The sequence below is a fragment of the Pseudocolwellia sp. AS88 genome (assembly GCF_030551755.1).
Lineage (GTDB): Bacteria > Pseudomonadota > Gammaproteobacteria > Enterobacterales > Alteromonadaceae > Pseudocolwellia.
This window is the reverse complement of the sequence record NZ_JAUPEC010000001.1, coordinates 337722-359973: the sequence shown is the minus strand read 5'-3', so window position 1 is coordinate 359973 and position 22252 is coordinate 337722. Positions and strand designations below refer to the sequence as shown.

At 35.0% G+C, this 22252-nt stretch carries 15 protein-coding genes and 4 tRNA genes; 8 read left to right on the top strand and 11 right to left on the bottom strand.

The window, feature by feature from the left end; all coding sequences use genetic code 11:
- The first annotated feature begins 657 nt into the window (after positions 1-657).
- From Q5N69_RS01495 to Q5N69_RS01480, 4 genes are all read left to right on the top strand, one after another.
- Positions 658-733 (top strand) — tRNA-Val (locus tag Q5N69_RS01495).
- Between the two features lie 49 nt (positions 734-782).
- Positions 783-858, top strand: a tRNA-Val gene (locus Q5N69_RS01490).
- A 45-nt stretch (positions 859-903) separates the two neighbouring features.
- Positions 904-979, top strand: a tRNA-Val gene (locus Q5N69_RS01485).
- Positions 980-1022: 43 nt separating this feature from the next.
- Positions 1023-1098: transfer RNA gene (locus Q5N69_RS01480), tRNA-Val, on the top strand.
- 554 nt (positions 1099-1652) lie between these two features.
- Here the strand turns inward: Q5N69_RS01480 and Q5N69_RS01475 are convergent.
- Positions 1653-2264, bottom strand: coding sequence for a LysE family translocator (locus Q5N69_RS01475; protein ID WP_304366943.1), 612 nt, complete (start codon positions 2262-2264; stop codon positions 1653-1655).
- 103 nt (positions 2265-2367) lie between these two features.
- On the opposite strand from Q5N69_RS01475, the gene Q5N69_RS01470 reads away from it, so the two are divergent.
- The gene (locus Q5N69_RS01470) at positions 2368-3294 is read left to right on the top strand and encodes a LysR family transcriptional regulator (protein ID WP_304366941.1); all 927 of its coding nucleotides are present in this window, start codon (positions 2368-2370) and stop codon (positions 3292-3294) included.
- 20 nt (positions 3295-3314) lie between these two features.
- On the opposite strand, the gene Q5N69_RS01465 is transcribed toward Q5N69_RS01470, so the two are convergent.
- The 9 genes from Q5N69_RS01465 to Q5N69_RS01425 all read right to left on the bottom strand — a co-directional run bounded on the left by Q5N69_RS01465 (position 3315) and on the right by Q5N69_RS01425 (position 16183).
- Positions 3315-4022, bottom strand: a complete 708-nt coding sequence (locus Q5N69_RS01465; RefSeq protein WP_304366939.1) for a DUF6445 family protein — start codon at positions 4020-4022, stop codon at positions 3315-3317.
- A gap of 5 nt (positions 4023-4027) precedes the next feature.
- Complete coding sequence (locus Q5N69_RS01460; RefSeq protein ID WP_304366937.1) at positions 4028-5518, bottom strand: tryptophan halogenase family protein; 1491 nt, start codon at positions 5516-5518, stop codon at positions 4028-4030.
- Between the two features lie 46 nt (positions 5519-5564).
- Entirely contained in the window at positions 5565-6581 is a 1017-nt protein-coding gene (locus tag Q5N69_RS01455) for a cupin-like domain-containing protein (RefSeq protein ID WP_304366936.1), read from the bottom strand.
- 10 nt (positions 6582-6591) lie between these two features.
- Positions 6592-7320, bottom strand: a complete 729-nt coding sequence (locus tag Q5N69_RS01450; RefSeq protein WP_304366934.1) for a SapC family protein — start codon at positions 7318-7320, stop codon at positions 6592-6594.
- 89 nt (positions 7321-7409) lie between these two features.
- Positions 7410-9014 carry a tryptophan halogenase family protein gene (locus Q5N69_RS01445; protein WP_304366932.1) on the bottom strand — a complete coding sequence of 535 codons (1605 nt, stop codon included), beginning with the start codon at positions 9012-9014 and terminating at the stop codon, positions 7410-7412.
- 293 nt (positions 9015-9307) lie between these two features.
- Positions 9308-12334 carry a TonB-dependent receptor gene (locus tag Q5N69_RS01440; protein WP_304366930.1) on the bottom strand — a complete coding sequence of 1009 codons (3027 nt, stop codon included), beginning with the start codon at positions 12332-12334 and terminating at the stop codon, positions 9308-9310.
- Positions 12335-12653: 319 nt separating this feature from the next.
- Positions 12654-13724: a glycoside hydrolase family 43 protein gene (locus Q5N69_RS01435; protein ID WP_304366928.1), complete on the bottom strand. Its 1071-nt coding sequence runs from the start codon at positions 13722-13724 to the stop codon at positions 12654-12656.
- Positions 13725-13912: 188 nt separating this feature from the next.
- Positions 13913-15268: a glycoside-pentoside-hexuronide (GPH):cation symporter gene (locus Q5N69_RS01430; protein ID WP_304366926.1), complete on the bottom strand. Its 1356-nt coding sequence runs from the start codon at positions 15266-15268 to the stop codon at positions 13913-13915.
- 183 nt (positions 15269-15451) lie between these two features.
- Entirely contained in the window at positions 15452-16183 is a 732-nt protein-coding gene (locus tag Q5N69_RS01425; protein WP_304366924.1) for an NUDIX domain-containing protein, read from the bottom strand.
- Positions 16184-16675: 492 nt separating this feature from the next.
- Between Q5N69_RS01425 and Q5N69_RS01420 the strand changes: the two genes are divergently transcribed.
- Both Q5N69_RS01420 and Q5N69_RS01415 read left to right on the top strand, forming a co-directional pair.
- On the top strand, positions 16676-17863 hold the full coding sequence (locus Q5N69_RS01420; RefSeq protein WP_304366922.1) for an endo-1,4-beta-xylanase: 1188 nt from the start codon (positions 16676-16678) through the stop codon (positions 17861-17863).
- 134 nt (positions 17864-17997) lie between these two features.
- Positions 17998-19659 carry a glycoside hydrolase family 43 protein gene (locus Q5N69_RS01415; RefSeq protein ID WP_304366920.1) on the top strand — a complete coding sequence of 554 codons (1662 nt, stop codon included), beginning with the start codon at positions 17998-18000 and terminating at the stop codon, positions 19657-19659.
- A 93-nt stretch (positions 19660-19752) separates the two neighbouring features.
- Here Q5N69_RS01415 and Q5N69_RS01410 read toward each other — a convergent pair whose 3' ends face one another.
- Complete coding sequence (locus tag Q5N69_RS01410) at positions 19753-20751, bottom strand: substrate-binding domain-containing protein (RefSeq protein ID WP_304366918.1); 999 nt, start codon at positions 20749-20751, stop codon at positions 19753-19755.
- A gap of 595 nt (positions 20752-21346) precedes the next feature.
- Between Q5N69_RS01410 and Q5N69_RS01405 the strand changes: the two genes are divergently transcribed.
- Positions 21347-22180, top strand: a complete 834-nt coding sequence (locus Q5N69_RS01405) for a hypothetical protein (protein ID WP_304366916.1) — start codon at positions 21347-21349, stop codon at positions 22178-22180.
- Positions 22181-22252: the final 72 nt, after the last annotated feature.

Here is a 22252-nt window from a genome sequence, read left to right as displayed (position 1 = left end):
GATTTTTCTTGAATAACCCACAGATTGAATAGGCAATCATTTGCAGTTCTAAACACTTCTATTAATGATCAATGGATGGTTACTTATTATCTAACCTCAACTCGGGTTAAGCAATTTTACTCTATGATGCTATTTAAGCATCTACCTACGTTAACTAGATGGATACAGGGACTTGGTTTTTATCGAGAATAAAAAACGTATTTTTACGTTCCATAGCCAGCTATTGGTTTTTAATAAGCGTTAATAATCACATAAATTTTATCATGGATGAGAGCATTCCAATTTTAGACCTTAGATGTAGATAAAACGAAATGATACCTCTAAAAATTAACGAGTTATTAAATTAATTAACTCAAATTGTGATGATTTTGAAAATAACAATGAATAAAAATCAAAATAAAAGACAAAAATAATGTAGAAATAAGTCCCTTAAGATTAGATTGAATAATAAATTTAAACAGTAAATCACTAAAACCTATAAATACATCTAAAGATGCTTACTTAAAACAAGTGAATATTTGAACAATTATTAACATATTTTAATCAGCCTGCTGAAAAATAAATCAATCAAACACTTTTAATGAAAAAATTAAAGAAAAATTGCTTTATTTTATTGACAGTATTCAACTTCTCCCTATAATACGCCCCCACAGAGATGGACGATTAGCTCAGTTGGGAGAGCACCGCCCTTACAAGGCGGGGGTCACTGGTTCAAGCCCAGTATCGTCCACCACTTATCTTTTTAAGCAATTATTAGATAACATCTCTGACAATAATATATCGGACGATTAGCTCAGTTGGGAGAGCACCGCCCTTACAAGGCGGGGGTCACTGGTTCAAGCCCAGTATCGTCCACCACTATTTTTTAGAATATTATTGTACGAATATATGTAGATATAAGACGGACGATTAGCTCAGTTGGGAGAGCACCGCCCTTACAAGGCGGGGGTCACTGGTTCAAGCCCAGTATCGTCCACCATCTATCTTATAAAACTTAATATATTCAATATCCATTTCAAAATGGACGATTAGCTCAGTTGGGAGAGCACCGCCCTTACAAGGCGGGGGTCACTGGTTCAAGCCCAGTATCGTCCACCACATTTATTATTAATTCTTTTTACAAAATACAATCCCTAAAACAATCTCAATAGTTAAAGCACCTTCTACCCTTTACATCCTGCGCCAGCCAATGGTTTAAGCCCAGTATCGTCCACCACTTTTATATACTTCATATTAAATACATAAAACAATAATTTAGTTTAAGAGCACCTTCTACCTTTTACATCCCGCACCAGTCAATGGTTCAAGCCCAGTATCGTCCACCACTTTCATTATTCATTCATTTTACAAAATACAATCCCTAAAATAACCTTAATAGTTAAAGCACCTTCTCATACCACTTTAATTAAGTTTTGAGCTTTTTGTACGTAGGAAAAATTGATTAAAGTAAGGCACTCGATTGAGTAATAGCTTGCTATTGGGATTGAGAGTAACGATGCTTAAATTGATTTTAACCAGCAGAAATGTTCAAAAACTTAGTTAAATTGGTATCTATTACATCCTGCGCCAACCAATGGTTATGAGATTAAAACCTGAGAAATAAAAAACATCTATCTTTACTTTAACAAAGTTAAGATGTCTTTTAATCTGGGTTATGATTTAAATACCAGCGCTACACCAAAAGACAAAAGCCCTACTCCACACGCTTGATTGATTCTTTTTTTAATTCTACTCAAGTGATCTTGAAGCGCCTTAGAAGTGAAGATCATAGAAACAATACTAAACCATACTCCGTGTAATATAGCGATATAAAGTCCGTACAATAATACATAGTTATTTGTTGTTGTGTCTGATGATATCAACTGGCTAAAAAGGCTGATAAAAAATAGCATCGTTTTGGGGTTTAGCATGTTACATAAAAAACCCTGTATTAAATATTGTGTTGGCTTTGCTTCAACATAATTGTTTTCTATCTTCTGCATTTTATCATTTGCCGTTTGAATACTTCGTACTCCAAGATAAATTAAATATCCTGCTCCTGCATATTTAATAAAGGTAAAAAGTGTTTCACTCTGTGAGATTAAGTAACCTATACCTAACATTGAATAACTAATATGCACACCTATAGCTAAACTTATACCGCAAGCAGTTAATAGTCCGGCACGTCTTCCAGAGTTAATACTATTTTTAAGTACTAACACAAAATCAGCTCCAGGACTTATAACAATTAACAAACCAATAATAGCGAGACTAATAATTTCCATACGTGTTCCAAATAATAATATGAGTTTATACAAAGATTGTATCTATATATTGGAGTGACTATAATCGAAACATTGTCAAAAAATACGTGAGAAAAAGTAACAGATGAGACATTTAAAGGCGTTTCATATTTTTAATATTGCTGCAGAGTCATCTAGCTTTAGTGAAGCTGCTGATAAACTATGTGTGACCCATGGTGCGGTAAGTAAACAAATCAAAACTTTAGAAAACTTTCTTTCGCTTAATTTATTTCACCGACAAGGTCGAAACGTTCATTTAACACATGAAGGTAAACTACTGAAAAATTACACTACTCAAGCCTTTCAAACACTTAACAGTGGTGTACAAGAGCTAACTCAGCAAAAAAATCAATGCCTTGAAATATCTTGTGAACCTACACTCACCATGCGCTGGCTAATGCCTCGTATGTCAGACTTTTATGATAACAATCCCAATACCGATGTTCGGTTATCAACCGCTGGTGGGCCTGTAATATTAGGCTCTAGTGGTTTATCACTTGCTATTAGACGAGAAGATTTTGAATTAACCCAAGATTATAAAAAAACATCTTTGGTGGATGAATGGGTAGGACCTGTTTTCTCTCCTTATTATTGGCAGCAGATTAAACATGACTTTAGTTTAGTTAAACTCATTCATAGCGAAACTCGCCCTAACGCTTGGCTTAATTGGCATAATAAATCAGCCAATAAATTAAATTATTTATCAAACAAGACATCAGGCAAAAGTTCTCTGTCGAATAATCCTTCACAAACATTTGCTCATTTCTATTTTTGTTATCAAGCCGTTATCGATGGTTTAGGTTCTGCTATTGGGTCTTACCCATTAGTTGCTGATGATATAAAAAGAGGAAACCTGATTGCTCCATTTGGTTTTGGTTTATCAGGCCATAGCTATATTTTGTTAAGCCAAAACGTTAAAGCGAATAATAGTTTAGAAGAAAAGTTTATTCTATGGGTACAGAGCCAGCTTGAACAATGTGTTCCAAGTGAAGCTGAAGGTTTACTTAGCTAACAGAGTGAATACTTAACTGGCTATTTAAACGATACAAACATGTTTGCAGTTAATCGACCTGTTTCAGGATTGCCATTTATATCGGTTTCTAAATCAACTAAAGTTGAATGTAGTAATTGTCCCGGAAAGATCAGTAAACGATTCGGCTTATATGCTACTTTTTGATAACAACTAAACTCACTATGGGCTTCGGTACAATAACTGAAACTGTCTGTATTTAAAGCCGAAAAATAGTCGTGAGCATGTTTAAAATAAAGATCTTTATTTTGATCATCTACACGATCTATTCCACTTTTATTATGTTGAAAAAAAGCAGTACCTCCGTGATTTCCTTTATCTAAATAATGAAGAACGGCAATAAGATTTGGGTTTGGTGTATCAAAATGAGGCCACGATTGCATTGCCGATAATTCATCAGGTTGCTGAGTAATTAATGAAAAGCAATTATCGATAGGAGTTGGCTGTAAATCTTGTGAAAACTTATAGACTTTATAGAGTGTTTTCATCAAAGGTTTTAAATAACTCACCACTATAGGCTTAGGTATCGATGACCGAACACCAGGATATTTAGTAACCTCTTCGGCTTTAAATTGAGCATTTTTAACGACTTGACTGATTATTTCATCAAGATTGCTTATATAGTCATCAATAATAATAACCGGTGTTTTATCTTTTCCAACAAAAGCTATTTGTGGTGCAGCTTGTGGATTAACCTTTATATTAACCATTAAGATTAAACCATGCTCGACTTACAATAGTTTTGAATAAACTCGTTATGATCAGGTAAAGATTTTACACGTCGTTCAATGGTCGTCCTTATATTATCTAAAAAGCCTTTCAGCTCGGTATCAGACATCATATCTACAATTTGATGGTAGTGTTCAGGCATTAAACCTTGACCGATCATAACTTGGATCCATGAGGTTTCACCAAATAACTCACGTTCTGTTTTAAAAGCATTACCTGTTTCAACAAATAAATCGATGCGTTGCTGTAACGATTCTGGGATTTCCATATTTTTACAATAACGCCAAAATGGGCTGTCTGCTCGTTGAGTCACATGATAATGCAATACAATAAAGTCCCTAATATTGTCTATTTCAAAACGCATTTTATTATTAAAATCGTCTACGCTTGCTTGTTCCATATTTTTAGAGGGTAGGTTTTGCATTAAACGAATTATACTTTGCTGGATCAAATGAATGCTTGTGGATTCAAGCGGTTCAATAAAGCCACTCGATAAACCAACAGCAACACAGTTTTTATTCCAGTGCTTACGACGAGTACCAGTTTTAAACTTGATCACTCGAGGCTCGTTAAGTAATTCACCTTCAATATTTTTGAGTAGTAATGCTTTAGCATCTTCGTCTGATAAGTGTTTACTGCAAAATACTACGCCATTACCCATTCTGTTTTGCAAAGGTATTTGCCATTGCCAACCAGCTTGATGCGCAATAGAACGTGTATAAGGTACCGTTTTCTTTTGTATTTTGGTTTGTACTGCAATAGCACTGTCGCAAGGTAACCAATGGCTCCAATCTTCGTAACCGGTATGTAAGGCTTCTTCAATCAACATACCTTTAAAGCCAGTACAATCGATAAATAAATCACCTTCAATCACTTTACCGTTTTCTAAAGCTATTGATTTAATAAAACCATTCTCTTCATTCACATTAACTTGATTAATTTTCCCTTCTACACGCTTTACGCCATGAGCTTCAGCCAACTCTCTTAAAAATTTAGCGTATAAACCGGCATCAAGATGAAATGCATAATTACGGTCTTGCTTAGGTGCTACAGCAAATTTACCTTCTCTGCTGGCTACATGTTCTGGGCAATAGTCACCAATTTCACTCACCATATTATGTTGTCTGCCCTTCAACCAAAAATGTTGAAATCCTGCCGCCCAACAGCCTTGACCTAAATAACCAAAAGAATGAATGTAGTCTTGATTTACATCGCGCCAGTTTTCGAATGCGATGCCTAATTTAAATGTCGCATTAGTGGCTTTCATCACATCTGCTTCTTTAATTTTTAGCAGATCATGAAAAATATGTAATGTTGGGATCGTAGCTTCACCGACACCTACCGTCGGGATAAGATCTGATTCTACTAACGTAATGTTGAGGTTTTTACCAAGTAGTTTGCCGAATGCAGCTGCAGCCATCCACCCCGCTGTTCCGCCACCTGCAATCACTACATTTTTAATCGCTGTTGAGTTCATGATCTACTACCTATTTTTATAATTATTTAAACAGTAAACGTTTAAGTTAACGTCTTAATTTGTTTTGGATATGTGCTCGTAAAGTTCTGGCTTGTATTTCGTCTAAAGGACTCGCAAGAATACTCTTAGCGTGTTCACTGATGTGCGAGAATTCTTCTTCATTATGATCAAACACATAATGATCAAATACATGTTTCCATGCTTGTCGTTGTGCTTTGGGTAAATCTCTAATACTTAACATAGCGTGATGTAATACATCGGTTGGATTACCCATATATGTGGGGCTATTTCTCCACCAGTGATTAAGTAGCACGTTTAAATCTTCAAGACCTTCAACATGATGCCACCACATACTAGGCAACAAAATAGCATCGCCCGCATCAAGCTCGGCAACTAAAGCAGCATCTATCGCTTGCTTAAATTTAGGAAATTTTTCGAAATCAGGAGAATCAAAATCCACCATACTGATGGCTTGTCCACCAGGAGCCCTATCTAATGGTCCACAATAAAGATTTTTAACGTGCTCTGGAGGGAATAAAGTAAAGCGTCTTTTACCCACAACACAGCACGCTAGGTTTTGTAAAAAATCAAAGTGAGCTGCCACTTTACTTTTGTTACCCAGCCAGATGTTAAAAATACTATTAGATAACAAAGGCGATACCTGAGTTTGCTCTGCTAAATCAGGGAGTACGTTATTAATGCTTGTTGAACCAATATAAATAGTTTTAGGTGATGAGCTTGTCACTTGCTCTAAAATTTCTGCTAGGACATCACTTAATATTTTAGGTTTTGTTTCAAAGTTAAAGCCTGTCATATCTTCGTTATAGAAAATTCGCCCTGCTTCTTTAGGCTCTAAGTAACAAGCATTTACCGTAACGCCTTTTTCCATTTTCTGTAAGTAGTTAACCGCCTGCTGATGGGATTGCTGTGCAGCTTTTACAATTGGCCATTCATCACCATAACCTTTTAGAATTAAAGGCACATCAGAGGTTAATATCTCTTGCGTGATATTGTGTGGACTGACGTTAAAAAGAGTTTTAACTGTACTGTTTATTGCTAGCATAAAAAGATATTTATAGCGCTATTTGAGTATTTTTGCGTGCAACAAGATCATTAATATGAACTTGAGAAGCGATGACCATATAGATTGCTTGCAAATAGCCTTGGCTGTGCAGCTTTGCTAATTTGTATTGTGATAGGCTATTCAGATTATCTTCATTGATGGTATAAAAGCCCATTAACTGATTTTTACTACCGTCATTTAATTCAATGTCTAATGTTACTGCTTCTAATAATTCACAGTTTGTTAGCGCTTCAATGAATGCTGAATTTTCTTGTAGGCCATGATGAAGTGCTTCTAAAACATTAGCGATATGTTCTAGGTAATCACTATTACCACCGTATTCTAAAAACAGATCTGCGCCATGCGTTTTATTCACTTTAGGTGATTCTACATCTAAAGTAAGTACACGGTTTTTCTCTGTTACTCCGTCAACTGTGCTTTCTTGAAAGCCGATATAAAAAGGCATACGTTGTACTGCTAAAGGAATATAAGCAGCGTCCCATTTACCGTTTTTCAAAAATAAGTTATTGTCGTTTTCAAAACCAAACAAGGTTACTGGCGTTATTTGGCCGGTACCGTTGTCTTTCTGAAATAAAATCGGATAATGAGCTTGAGCACTTCTAAACTCCATAGGAAATGTTTGCGTATACCAAACGTTGTCACCCATTTGCGCTGAGCGCTCAAGGTTAATCTTTAAGTCTTTATGTTCAATATTGTTTAGTAATACATGATTTGTCATGTGCTTCCCCGTTGTATCATTATGTTTGTTATATTATTTTTTATTTGTAATTCGTAACTTATGTATCGTCATTTATAAAATATAAATGATTAAATCTGTGATAATCCAAATTGCTTAATTTTGTTAATTAATTCTCGATTAGAGCCCATAGCTTTGGCTAAATGTTGGCGTTTGTTTTGTACATCTAGAAGTAATCGCTGAATAGCTTTTGTATCTCTATTAGCTGTTCTTATTGGCTGAGTTTTAAAGTTCATTCCATACAAAACATACTGGTAGCTAGCTGCAGGAAACAAAGGAGTACTTTGAGTAATGTCGTAAGAAGATGGTGTTTGGAACTGCCATAACTCAAGCATTTCATGTAAGGATTGTGGAATACTTGACGATTCTTTGTTTGCTAGCCAGTAACTTGAATCTTCACGTTTAGATAACACGTAATGTAGCTTCAAAAATTCAATAATCTGTTGCCAATGCTGACTAAACTTTTCATTAAAACGTTTAGCAGTTATTTTCATTGTTTGTTTATTAGCAGGCAGTTGTTCTGAAATCATTTTTGCAGCTTGCTCAATCATAGCTAAAGCTGATGCTTCTAGCGGTTCTATAAAACCTGCAGACATTCCCACAGCAACACAATTCCGGTGCCAAAACTTTTCATAATAACCAGGTTCAAACGATAACTTTCTTATAGAAAGTGACTGACGCTGTTTCGCACTGGTGGAAGACTTAATATATTCAATCAGCTCTTCTTCAGCTTTCTCATCTGTTATGTGTTGGCTAGAATAAACGTGACCTACACCTCGGCGAGATTGCAATCCTATATCCCAAATCCACCCCGCTGTTTGAGCAGTAGAAACTGTACTAGAAGCTATTACAGCATCGTCGTCATCGTAAGGTATTTGCACCGCAAGGGCTGAATCGTTAAACAACACAGATTTTTTTGAACAAAATGGAATTTGATAATGTTTGGCTAACAATAAAGATTGAGCACCAGAGCAATCAATAAACAAATCACCTGCAACAATGCCTACGGAATCTGTTGTAACTGATGCTATATCTCCTTCTACATCATTATTGATTTGTGTGATATGAGATGAAAGGTACTCAACGCCAAGTTTATTTAAACAATGATCTTTTAATAACTGAGCAAATTTTGTGGCGTTTAAATGATAGCCATAATTAGCCACGTAATCGTAAGCTTTATGAGTAATTTGTTTCGGTGCTAAATTTTGTTCGCACAATACAGATTGAAAACAAACATGCTGAGCAAACGTTTGTGCCTGTGAACTATTAGAATATTGCTCACCAATATATGAGGCTAAATCTAGTTTTGTTGTGCCTGATGGTAAAGAGAAAGGATGAAAATATGCACTTGCTGCAGAATGATTTATATCGCATGTGCCAGGAGCGTTTTCCCAGTGCACAAATTTTGAAGCTTGTTTAAAGCTTGCATCACACTGAGTAAATAAATCAGCTTCGTTAATACCTATGGTTTTTAATGTTTCTCGCATTGAAGGCCAAGTGCCCTCGCCCACACCAATAGTTGGTATATTTGGAGATTCAATAACCGTAATTGAAACTGAATTTGTTAGGGTATTCGCCGCAGAATTTTTTATATGTTTAGCTGCAATTAAGCCAGCAGTTAACCACCCTGCGCTACCACCACCCACTATTATTATCTTTTTTATTTCTGATTGCATATGTACCACTTAACCACTCAACAATTTAAAAAGTATTCTTTTTAATATTAGTAATGATATTTATCCGTTAGGAGGTTAGTTCACAACGAATTGAAATTCCTTTTAAACTGATTTGATGCTAAATAACAAATCAAAAAAAACACCTTAATGTTTATTTGACTATAACAAGTAAAATTTATAATTACCAGTTTGACCAACGAATATTTTTATTGTTTGCAAATAGAAAAAAACCAACAAAAAAGCCACGATTATCGTGGCTTTTAAATGTTGTTTTTACTCACACAGTATAGATATTAAAAGTTATATCTAGCACCCAAAGCGTAGCGAGCGCCTGTTTGTGTTAACTGATATGTCAACTGGCTCACACGGCCTACATTTTTAGTGTATTCATCAGTAATGTTAATACCTTCAAAAAATACAGTTAACCCTTCAACAGCTGGAATTTCATAACTGATATTAAAATCAAGTTGAGAATAAGCTTCTGTATAAATAGGTGCAGTTAAATCAGCATTTATACGACGCTCATTTAAGTACTGATCACGCCAGTTATAAGCAATACGTGCCTGTAACCCATCTTTATCATAAAAAGCAACAACATTAGCCGTATCACTTAACCCTTGTAGGGCTTCAGTATCTTCAAGAGACGAATTGTCATAAGCAAGGTCTGTATCAACCATTGTATAGTTAAATATACCGCCAAAACCTGAATCACCAAACAAGTGTTGTACGTTAAATTCTAAACCGTCAATCGTGTATTTATTATCGCCATTAACAGGTACATTAAGCCCGAATGTTACTACGTTATCGGTAAGTGGATCACCAATAATAGTACCACCGTCTAGTTCGCCAAATTCATCAAATGTAGGTTGTACATTTGGATCATCAGCGTAATTTTCAAAGATATAATCACGAATTTGCGCAAGCGATGATCCAGAAGGTAAAGCAGCAACTGCAGCATCATATTTCTCACCGTCTAATGGATTAGGTAAGTTATAGATTTGAGATGGTTGTGAAACATTAGTTATCCAGTTCGTTACGTCTTTTCTAAAATAACCTAACGATACATAACTCCCTTCTTCGTAATACCATTCACCAGACAAATCAAAGTTAATAGACTCTAGAGGTTTAAGTTCTGGGTTACCTGTACTTCCTGAATAACCACTTAAAGTACCACCAGTATTAACCGAAGTGCCACCTTGTAGATTACCATAACTTGCACGTGAGATCGTTTTACTTAGCGCCGTTCGAACAGTAATGTCATCTGTTACTTCTAAGTTGATATTTAAAGTAGGTAAAATCTGACTGTATTCTGCACCTTTAACTTGTGTTTGAATACCTGTTACACCGGTTACTGCTGTAGAAGTTGCTTCACTCCAAATTACGCTGCTGTAACCTGGAGCTGTTGCTCTTGAGTCTACTTTTGTCTTTTCATGACGAAGACCTAAGTAAGCACTGAAAGGCATATCGCCAATTTCACTTTCGTAATTAACTTGGAAGAAGAAAGATGTTGTTTTTTCTTCAGTAAAACGATTGGTATCGGCATCAAAATTAGATGATGGACAGAAATGACCTTCTCCATTTGGACCTGCTGAAGCACCTTCAGGAGCTAAACAATCACCCCATAATGTGTCCACATTTGCAACCGGATCTGCAAATTCAGCGGCACGTACTATTTCATCAAAATCAGCAAAGAATATACGGTCAAATAAATCGTATTCTGACTGTGTTGCTGTACCATCAAAGTTGCCTGGCTTTTCTTGGAACTTATCTAAGATAGTGTCTTCACGCCAGTTAATATCAGCGAAATCACCTTCAACACCAACACCACCCCAATCAGCACGTTGCACTTGGGTATGACGATAATGGTTATTTACAGTATTAACACCAGCACCAAAATCGATACTTAAGTTGTCGTTAATAAAGTATTCACCACTTAATTGTGTTTGGTTAACTTCTGAAGAATATTTATCGTTTGCGAACCAACTACCTGACAAGCGCATAGTTTCAGGATTAAAAGAGTCGATATCGCCGGTAGCTATACCTGGTAAGCCACCCGTTAAATCTAAACCAGTGCGAGTACGTGTGTATGAAGGTAGTTGAATGTTATTACCTGTGCCGTGACGTGGATCGGTAGCACCTAAAGAAGCTTTAGAATCGTGATGATCTAACACAAGTGTAAGTTCATCATTAACTTGCCACTCAATATTTAAACCAATTGAATCAGTTTTCTGTTCATTACCCCAAGAACCTACAGTTAATGAAGTGTCTTTAAGATCTGCATCACTATTAATTTCATATACTTCAGAGTAAATAAGTGGGTAAGCATTAGGCTCACCAGCCCAAACTGATTCACTTCTATCACCAGCATAGTTGAACCATACAGAAGCATCGGTATGCTGTGTTTCAACTGTATTACGTACTAAAGTGTAATCTAAAGTCGCTGTAATATTGTCTACAGGTCGGTATTGTAAAACTAATTGACCATTAACACGTTCACGTTGACGTTCTTCAAAGACATAACGTGGTTGTTGAGGGTTTGAATAAATACCACTAGTCGGTCTATTCGTACCACCAGCTTCACCAGCAGGTACACCACCCCAACCTGCATTTGTGTATTCACTCGCTCTGTAACCTTGAGAGTCAGTAAATTGTTGCATACCACTTTCACGTTCCTGGTAGCTACCAGAAATAGAAACACCAAAAGTTTCATCGGCAAAAGTAGTTGAGTAAATACCACTTAATTCAGGTGTAGTGCTACCTTGATCTGTAGATGTATCTTCAACAAACTTAACACCTATTGATGCTTTAGTTTCTTTATAATTAAGAGGTTTATGAGTTTGTAAATCAATTGTTGCACCGATACCACCTGAAGTAACCGCTGCATTTGATGTTTTATAAACAGTTACAGCTGAAACACTTTCAGAAGCAATATTCGCAAAATCAAATGTTCTGTTACCGGTTGTAGTGGGTAATTGACGACCATTTAAAGTAATTAAATTATTTGCTGCTCCAAAACCACGAACAGTAACTTGGCTGCCTTCGCCATTATCACGACTGATTGAAACACCTGTAATACGTTGCAAAGATTCAGCTAAGTTAGTATCTGGAAATTTCCCCATGTCTTCTGCTGAAATAGCATCAACAATACCTTCTGAGCCACGTTTTAAGTCCATAGCTCTTATCAAGCCGCCACGAATACCAGAAACAGTTATTACTTCAACGTCTTTAACTTCTGCTTCTTCAGCATAACTTAAAGACGGAACTGTGATTGTACTAAGAGCAGCTAATATTGAGGTAGTTAATATCTTTTTATTGAACATATGTATCCCCTATTTCTTATAATTTTATAATTTATTTAATTATTGTCAAAATGACAATTACCATTTCTAACACATTATATTCAATATGACAATAAGGTAATTGTGCATTTCTTTATGTTATTATTTTTTTAAAATTTACTTTTCTTTATACTTTTTTATATAGTTATCGTTATTTTTAACATCAGGAAATATAGATACCCCTACCCACCTTTCCCTTTAATTTCATATATATAGCCTGTTAATTTACTACTTTTGGTTAGAGCATTTAAAACACCTCACCATAAAGTACAATGGACTATATCTATTTTGAGCAAAAAATTTATTCTGCTTCGTAAGCATCTACGGTTTCAATATTGCCGTTCTCATCATGAATAAGTTCAGTCATTTTTACACAACGTAAATGAGTTTGGCCGCCTGATAAGCTGCTGTCGTGATAAAACAAATACCATTTACCTTCAAAACAGGTAATTGAATGATGGTTAGTCCAGCCTAATACAGGGTTTAAAATAACCCCTTTATACGTAAAAGGACCATACGGAGAGTCACTTGTAGCATAGGCTATTTTATGAGTATCACCCGTAGAGTATGAGAAGTAATAAACATCGTTATATTTATGAACCCAAGGACCTTCAAAGAATCGTCTATCATTGTCACCCACGGTAATTGCATCACCATGTTCATCAATAATTACAATGTCTTTAGGCTCCTCTGCTAGTTCAAGCATGTCTGGTGAAAGCTTAGCCATTTTTGCATTTAATGCTGGTTGGTCGTCTGCTGGATATATATCTTCTTCAGAAAACTCACCATTGTGCCAATTTTGTAATTGACCACCCCATAAACCACCAAAATAAAGATAATAGCTACCATCGTCATCTTCATAAACAGCAGGATCTATACTAAAGGTACCTTGTATATAATTTTCTTCAGCAGTAAATGGGCCTGTTGGAGAGGTACCAGAAGCAACACCAATACGGAAAATCCCGTCTTTATCTCGCGCAGGAAAATAAAAATAGTAGGTACCATCTTTATGAGCTGCATCAGGCGCCCACATTTGTTTATCAGCCCAAGGAACATCAGCAACAGAAAGTGACACACCATGATCTGTAGCGCTAAAATCTTCTGGATCTAGCGAAAGTACGTGATAGTCATTCATTGCGAAATGATCACCATCATCATTAATACTCGTTTCAGACTCTACATCGTGAGATGGATAAATATAAATTTTGCCATCGAAAACATGAGCAGATGGATCTGCGGTATAAATATGACTTACAAGAGGCTCACTTTTTTGTTTTAAAGTTTTAGCTCGTTCTAAATCTTTTAATTGAATTTGTTCTGCATGACTCAAAGTTGTGTCAGTTTGAACCTTTGCTTGATTACTACTTGTCATAAAATCTCCCTATGACTGTGCTGAAATTATTAATACTTAATAAATGGGTTTATCTATAATGTTTTACTAAATTTTTTTAATCGCTTTCTAGACCGATAAAACAAATAACAAGGCAACTTAGTTCTTTGGTATTGACGCTAAGCTCAGTACTAAGTTGCTCTATTATTTCTTCAATAAATCTTAAGTTATTATGCCTTTATTCCATCTTGCTCAATCTTTGATTGAATTCTTTCTACTTCTAATTCGGTTAACTTATACTTTTTAACAAGTATCAAACTCAACACCATACAAATAACTGGAATGCCAGCAAATGCGAGTAATATGCCATTTAAGGTATCTTCAGTTTGCGCTTGATTAGGTACATAGTTGTAACTAGCTAGTATCCAACCAGCTAATGCACCACCAATAGCGAAACCAAATTTTATCGCTAATAAATGCCCTGAGAATGTGATTGCCGTTAAGCGTTTACCCGTTTTAAGTACACCATAATCAACTGTGTCTGCAACCATAGAAAACATTATGGGTGTGATCATCATATGAGCAAAATTTGCGATGAAATAAATAATGAAAATGGCGGTAATTTGGCTTGAATCGATAACGTAAAAAAGACTATGAGAAATAATAACCACTACTATAGCGACTTGAAATAAAACCTTCTTTTCAAAAAATTTAGTTAAAAAGTTAGTTGATACTGCACCTAATACCGAGCCGATGGCAGCGATGGTAAGAAACGATGATATTAAGTCTTCTTCACCCACGTAATATTTAATATAGTGGGGAGCAACAGACGCTCTAATACCTATTAAGGTTAAAGTTGCTAAACTAATTGCAGCAATAATGATCCACTGATCGTTTTTAAATAGTGAGAAAAATTCTTTGAAGGCGCTTTTACGATTTCCTTCTACAGGAGGGAGAGGTTCTTCTTTGGTCATTTTGAAACAAAAAACAAAACATATAGCCGCAAGCGTTCCCATAAATGCCATAGCTAACGGATAACCTAGTTGATCATCCCCTTCACCAAAAAATTCTACAAGTTTAGGTAAAGCCCAAACAATCACAACTAATGCTGCCATTGCCATTGCAAAACGATAAGATTGCAATGAAGCTCGCTCTTTAGGAGAACTCACCATAACACCACCTAACGCTCCATAAGGAATGTTGATCGCGGTATAACAGGTCATTAATAATCCGTAAGTGATGTATGCGTATATAAGTTTACCTGTTGAATCGAAATCTGGGGTTATAAAAGCTAAACACGCAAATACACCATAAGGAATTGCCAAAAACAGTAAGTATGGACGATACGCGCCCCACTTTGTTCGTGTTCTATCAGCAATACTTCCCATAATTGGATCAGTAAAGCCGTCAAATAACCTTACAGTTAACAGTAAAGTACCTGCTGCTGCCGCTGACAAACCATAAACATCGGTGTAAAAAATCAACATGAAATTAGCAACCATTTGAAAAACGATGTTGCTTGCTGTATCCCCTAACCCATAACCAAATTTTTCTTTTATGCTTAATTTATTATTTTTATTGTTCATTAAAATCCACCTACAACTTACATGGTCTAATTATCGATATAGTCGAAAATACTATATCTAATTTAGTTAGATGTAAAGCAGCTATTAAAAGAACAAAGATTTAAAACAAAAAAGACAACAAATGTTGTCTTTTTAGATAAGAGCCAAAAGTAACTTAGGCTTTAATAATGGAATACTGCTGAGTTAGAACTCGAAGGTAAAACCAAATTCTTTTAGCTTTTCATATTCATTGATATCGAATCGATAAAGTGTTGCAGCTCTGTGCGCTACCTTTTTCTGTTTTTCTTGGCAGTTTATTAATAAGTTCATTTTCTGAAATTTACGGCGAAAATTAGGTTTATCTAAAGATTTATTAAGAATAGCTTCGTAAATTTCTTGTAACTCTAATAAAGTAAACTTTTCAGGTAATAAGTTAAAGCCTATAGGTTCATGGCGTACTTTATATTTTAAGTAATTTAAACCAGCGGCTAAAATATCAGAGTGATCAAACATAAGTTTAGGTAAGTCGTAAACATCAAACCATTCACATAAAAGTGCATTCTCACCCGAAATTAAAGCTGTTTCTTCATATCTAACCAATGAGTAATACACAATAGTGATAATTCGACTTGCAGGATAACGGTCAACATCACCAAAAGCACCTAGTTGATCAAGATAAAGGTTATCAGCATTTGTTGTTTTTTTAACAACACGTAATGCTGCATCTTTAAGATCTTCATCGCGTCTAACCCAGTGTCCGATCAAACCCCACTGATTATTCGCTAGGCCTCTATTATACTTTACTAACAAAACTTTAAGCTTGCTGTCGTGCAAAGTAAAAATAAGGTTATCTACAGTAAGGCTGCTAATACAATCGTCAGGGATTTTTTCTTCATCAAGCACTGTGCTTGGTATGTTAGATGAACTATGGTGCATAATTTGGCTCTTAACTCATTTGATGCAGTACGTTATATATTAGATAGAAAAGCCTACTTATCTACCTATATAGTTATATAGACTATTTGATTGAGATGAGGATACATATTCCACATTAACAAATCAATAAATCGATTTAATATTATGGAAAATAAATAGATTTTTCATTAATAATATTAATAACTTATGATGTTACCGGTAACTTGCCGTTTATTTAAAAAGCAAAATCTAAAAAATATAATACGCTTATTAAGTCCAATATCAAAAAATAGATAATTAGCAAATCGAGTAGTGTTTTTATTTAACAGTTACTTATGTAATACGCTTTAAGTCGAGTTATAAGCAAATAAAAATATACCAAGAACATATAAATAAACTATTTAATATCAATAAGTAAGGAAAATAAAATCAATTTATTGTTAAAAGTTATTGAAACTTTCCATGCTAAACGCTTATAGTAATAGTCATAATTACAATTAGAAGATAATTCCTATGTCACATAAAAAATCATTTAAAACTATATTACTAATTCCTGCTATTACAATGGCTTTGTCTGGGTGTATTAACTCCAATAATAATAATACTCAAGAAAACACATCGAGTGCACAAGCATTAATAACAGAAAGTAATGCAAACGATTCTGTTGCACTAAAAGACTTATTTTTAGATAAATACAAAATTGGTACCGCTTTAAGTCGTGAGCAAATAATAGGTCAATCCACCGACGTGCTACCTTTTGTTAACCAACAATTTAATGCAATTACCCCAGAAAACTCAATGAAATGGGAACGAATTCACCCTTCTGAAGGTGTTTACGATTTTGAAGCAGCCGATGCATTGGTTGAGTTTGCAAACAAAAACAACCATTTCTTTACCGGTCATACACTCGTTTGGCATTCGCAAGTACCTGATTGGGTATTTGAAGATAAAAAGGGTAAACCATTAAATAGAGCTCAATTACTTAAGCGTATGGAAGATCACATTAATGCGGTTGCTGGTCGTTATGCAGGTAAAATTGATGCATGGGATGTAGTCAACGAAGCATTAAATGAAGATGGTTCTTTGAGAGAGTCTAAATGGTCTACAATTATTGGAGACGACTTTATCGAACAAGCTTTTATTATGGCAGCAAAAGCCGCTCCAAAAGCTAAACTTTATTACAACGATTACAACTTATACAAGCCAGAAAAACGTAACGGTGTTTTAAGATTAGTTAAAAGCTTACAAGATAAAGGTATACGTATTGATGGTGTAGGCATGCAAGCTCACTACTCTTTAACTTCACCTGAATTAAATGAAATTGAAGACTCTATTAAAGCTTATAGCGCTTTAAATATGGATGTTTTAATTACTGAGTTAGATGTATCAGTTATTCCATTTCCAGATGAAGAAAACATGGGTGCGGATGTATCACTTAACATTGCCTTACAAGATTCTTTTAACCCGTACCCTACAGCTTTACCTGAATCAGTAGAAAATGAGTTAGGAGATCGTTACAGAGCGTTATTTAAAATATTTAATAAACATCAAAACGTTATCAAGCGCGTTACCTTTTGGGGTGTTAGTGATGCAAATACATGGAGAAATGATTGGCCAATGCCTGGTCGCACAGATTATCCATTATTATTTGACCGTCAACTAAAAGCTAAATCATTTGTGTCTAGTTTGAGCGAGCAATAGATTTTACCTAATAAGTTACTTGCACATTTATAACACAAATATATCCCCCTTCCCCCCGGTAATCATAAGCTTGGCCAGTTATGGTTACCAACCTTATTCGCAGTAAATGATTAATTTTAATCAAAGAGTAAATTATGAATACAATTTCTAATCCTATTTTAAAAGGCTTTAATCCTGACCCTAGTATTATTAGAGTTGGCGATGATTATTATATTGCCACCTCAACGTTTGAATGGTTCCCCGGCGTACAAATACATCATTCAAAGGACTTAGTGAATTGGAATCTGATTACTCGACCACTCAATAGAGAATCACAACTTGATATGAAAGGCGTACCTGATTCTTGTGGAATTTGGGCACCTTGCTTAACTCATGTAGATGGTGTTTTTTACCTTACCTATACAGTGGTAAAAAACTTCAATGGTGATTGGAAAGATACGCCCAATTATGTAGTTACCTCTTCAGATATTAAAGGCCCCTGGTCTAAACCATCATTTGTAAGTAGTACAGGCTTTGACCCTTCATTATTTCATGATGATGACGGTAAGTCATATTACATGAGTATGATGGTAGATCACAGAAACAGTAAATTTTTTGGTGGTATTGTCTTACAGGAATTTGATCGTTATCTGAAGAAGCCTATTGGAAAAGTACATCATATCTTTTCAGGAAGTGAACATGGTCTTACTGAAGGACCACACATTTATAAAAAGAATGGTTATTTTTACTTATTAACCGCTGAAGGCGGCACAAGTTACAACCATTGTGTAACGTTAGCGCGTTCTAAATCTATCTTTGGTCCTTATGAGATTGCGCCTAATAACCCAATCATTACCTCTAAAGGTACGCCGAGTAACTATCTACAAAAAACGGGTCACGCAGATTTAGTTGAAACCCAAAATGGTGAATGGTATATGGTATTTCTAACTGGGCGTCCATTAACTGAACAAGGGCGATGCATTACAGGTAGAGAAACAGCGATAGAAAAAGTGATATGGAAAGATGATGACTGGCTTTATCTTGATAACGAATTTAATAATGAACTAGCTAATGTAGATTCAAACGATCAATATCACGTTGCTCGTCAATTTGTTCCTGCACCAAACTTACCAGAACATCTATTTAAAAAAGCGCCAACAAGAATTAGCTTCGACTCTCCGAGTTTAGATATCAACTTTCAGAGCCTTAGAGTACCAATAACAAAAGACTGGATCAGCCAAACCGACCGTCAAGGTTACCTGCGCTTATACGGTAGAGAATCATTAAGTTCGTGTTTTGAACAAAGTATGATCGCGCGTCGCGTGCAAGCTCATCACACTATAACCTCAACTTGTATAGAGTTTGAACCTGAAAACTTTCAGCAAATGGCAGGATTAGTTTGTTATTACAACACGACTCACTACCATTACTTACATATAACAGGCGATGACATTGGCGCATATTCAGGTAAAAAGTTTATAAACATCATAAGTTGTGATGACAATAAAACTACGCACCCTGTTCCACAACAAATAGAAGTAACTGAAGCGAACAGAATATTTTTAAAAGCGGATTTTAATGGTGAAAGTATTCAATTTTATTTTGCTACAAGTATTAAAAACAACTTTCCAGCATGGATAAAAATCGGCCCTAAATTGGACGGTAGTATATTATCTGATGATTATGTTGTTCATACAGAGAAAGGTTATTCTCCATGCTTTACAGGAGCATTTGTCGGCTTAGCTTGCCAAGATCTATCAGGGCAGAAAATTCACGCAGATTTTGAGTTTTTTAGATACCAAGAGAAGTCAGAATAACTCAGCTTTCAAGCGCTAAAATATCAATATTAATTCGGCAAACTGAAGTATGAATAACAAAAATTCATATTTCAGTTTAGCCTTTATATAAAATTAAATACTTTCGCCTTCATTAAGCTTAAAACCTAGATCTATATAAGTTTCTATATCTTCTAAGCCATCAATTCTAGCTAACAATTGTTCGGCCGCTACTTTACCTATTAAATATCTAGGGGTAATTACAGTTGCTAAAGTTGGGGAATATAACTTACCCATATCATGGCCATGCATACCTGCTATGCCTAATTCATTAGGTACTTTAATTCCTCGGTTTTTGCAGCTTAATAACATCCCCATAGCAACATCATCATTAGTACAAATAACACCATCAACTTTAGGTTCAGATGCTAAAATATCATCTAAAATTTCAAAACCTAAACGAATAGACGTAAATTCTGGAGAACGAAAGATTAAAGGTGGTAAATCACGAGACTTTACAGCTTCTTCATAACCTTTTTGACGAAGTAAATCGCGAACATCACCTTTAGAGCCAATATAAGCAAGATTTTTGTAACCTTTATCAAGCATATTTAAGGTCATTTGTTTTGCAGCATCTAAGTTATCAAAACCTACCGCTTGTTGAATCGGTTTATTACAGGTGTCCATAATTTCAGTTACTGGAACACCAGACGAATCAATCATGCGTAACGTATTTTCTGTATGCACACTCTCAGACAATATTAGGCCATCAACATGATAACCCAATAACGAGCTAATACGTTTCTCTTCAAGTTCAGGAGAATAAGCATAATGCGCAATCATAATTTGATAACCAGCGGGTTCAGTAACCGACTCAATACCTCTTAGTACTTCATCAAAAACATGGTTTGAAATAGATGGGAACAGAACGCCAATGGCTTGGCTTTTTCCTTTGGAAAGTATATTAGGTGCTTTATTCGGAATGTATCCGAGTTTATTAATAGCTAATTCAATGGCGTGACGGGAAGATTCAGCAACCAACTTAGGATCCTTTAAATAACGGCTAACCGTCATTTTGGTCATTCCTACAACATCAGCAATATCTTGCAGTGTAGTTCTTCTCGATTTATTCATAATTTATTGTGTATAAAACACATCCTTATAAAATTAACTAACCTAAGATCGGGTTAATAGGTTTTATAACTCATTGAATCACTAAGTGATAGCTTTCATTATGTGATTACCAACCACATCAATTAGAAAACCACCATTTAATGATGATATTCATGCGATTATCAATGAGTTTTAAAGCCAATATATGCTACTAGACGAGAAAAACACGGATAAACACTTAAATAACAGATTTCAAAAACTAGCTGAGTAAAACAACTTAACCCGGACTGCTCTTAACAAAATCATTATATAAAAAATGCGCCTTAAAGTCTCTTTGATAATAAAAAAAATGTCTTGAAAACCATATATGTAGATAATAAAACCTGTATAACAAATTATGTTTATTTTTTAATTATCAAACTGAGCATTATTCATCTTAGGCAGCAGTATTCATTAAATGAGAACTGCATCTAAAAACTAAGTAATCACTGCCTCTATATTTTCACGAATATAAATTTAATTTAGGAGAAGAAATTCAAATTAAGAATACTCTTTATTATTTGTATTTTCATGTTATAGTCAAAAGAACAATAACATTACAATTAAGAGACTAAACATGACTATAAAACTAATAACTTTAGCCCTAGTATTCACAACCTTATTTTCTTTTAACAGTTATAGTGCTGATACTAAATTCAATAAAGACAAAGACCTACTCTTACTAAACTTCGATCTTAAAACAGATGTAGATGACGCGCACACCATAGCAGCATTAGATTTAATTCTTCAATCAGACGAGTTTAAAACCATCAATTATTATGCGGTTAGCGGTACTTACGGGATTCAAGCTGGCTTATATGTTCCTGCGGATAAGTTATTCAATATTGTATTTAATGAGAACTGGACTGACGCTCATCAATACAGACAAACATCTATCAATAAAACCATAAAAAAGATAAATAAAACCTTATCTAAAAATGGTCGAATTTGGATTACAGAAGCTGGGCAAAGTGACTTTACCCAAGAACTTTTAGAAGCACTTACTGAGTTTGGGATTAAATACTCTAAAGACCAAATTATTGTTGTACAACATAGTACATGGAATGAAAAAGAAACCAGTGTTGATGCTTTAGCCTTTGTTAAAAACCAAACAACCTACATAAAAATAGAAGATGGTAATAAAGAAGATAATGGTTCGCCTGGTTTTAACAACAAAGGTTATTTAGTTAATCAACTTGAAAACACACAACTCATCTCATCAAAAGCATGGACAGAAGCCAATAAGATTAGCAAAAAATACAATGGCGTTAATGGACGTTATAACAACCAAGCTATTGCTGACGGTGGCGCTGACTTTTCAGACCTTGTTGAAGTAACTTATATCTTAGATATCACTAATGTTGCTACGGTTACTGATTTCTTTGCAAAATTTAACAAAGCAAATAACTAGGGTCTGTTGAACTTTCAGGGTTGAATTTCATTCAATTTAAAACGGATTTAATCGAGATTTGGACTTTGTTTA

Excerpts from the sequence above, each read along its gene's own strand:
- Q5N69_RS01435 (WP_304366928.1), bottom strand. The coding sequence starts at position 13,724 with ATGACAAGTAGTAATCAAGCAAAGGTTCAAACTGACACAACTTTGAGT.
- Q5N69_RS01475 (WP_304366943.1), bottom strand. The coding sequence starts at position 2,264 with ATGGAAATTATTAGTCTCGCTATTATTGGTTTGTTAATTGTTATAAGT.
- Q5N69_RS01455 (WP_304366936.1), bottom strand. The coding sequence starts at position 6,581 with ATGCTAGCAATAAACAGTACAGTTAAAACTCTTTTTAACGTCAGTCCA.
- Q5N69_RS01405 (WP_304366916.1), top strand. The coding sequence starts at position 21,347 with ATGACTATAAAACTAATAACTTTAGCCCTAGTATTCACAACCTTATTT.
- Q5N69_RS01410 (WP_304366918.1), bottom strand. The coding sequence starts at position 20,751 with ATGAATAAATCGAGAAGAACTACACTGCAAGATATTGCTGATGTTGTA.
- Q5N69_RS01425 (WP_304366924.1), bottom strand. The coding sequence starts at position 16,183 with ATGCACCATAGTTCATCTAACATACCAAGCACAGTGCTTGATGAAGAA.
- Q5N69_RS01415 (WP_304366920.1), top strand. The coding sequence starts at position 17,998 with ATGAATACAATTTCTAATCCTATTTTAAAAGGCTTTAATCCTGACCCT.
- Q5N69_RS01465 (WP_304366939.1), bottom strand. The coding sequence starts at position 4,022 with ATGGTTAATATAAAGGTTAATCCACAAGCTGCACCACAAATAGCTTTT.
- Q5N69_RS01445 (WP_304366932.1), bottom strand. The coding sequence starts at position 9,014 with ATGCAATCAGAAATAAAAAAGATAATAATAGTGGGTGGTGGTAGCGCA.
- Q5N69_RS01450 (WP_304366934.1), bottom strand. The coding sequence starts at position 7,320 with ATGACAAATCATGTATTACTAAACAATATTGAACATAAAGACTTAAAG.
- Q5N69_RS01460 (WP_304366937.1), bottom strand. The coding sequence starts at position 5,518 with ATGAACTCAACAGCGATTAAAAATGTAGTGATTGCAGGTGGCGGAACA.
- Q5N69_RS01420 (WP_304366922.1), top strand. The coding sequence starts at position 16,676 with ATGTCACATAAAAAATCATTTAAAACTATATTACTAATTCCTGCTATT.
- Q5N69_RS01440 (WP_304366930.1), bottom strand. The coding sequence starts at position 12,334 with ATGTTCAATAAAAAGATATTAACTACCTCAATATTAGCTGCTCTTAGT.
- Q5N69_RS01430 (WP_304366926.1), bottom strand. The coding sequence starts at position 15,268 with ATGAACAATAAAAATAATAAATTAAGCATAAAAGAAAAATTTGGTTAT.
- Q5N69_RS01470 (WP_304366941.1), top strand. The coding sequence starts at position 2,368 with ATGAGACATTTAAAGGCGTTTCATATTTTTAATATTGCTGCAGAGTCA.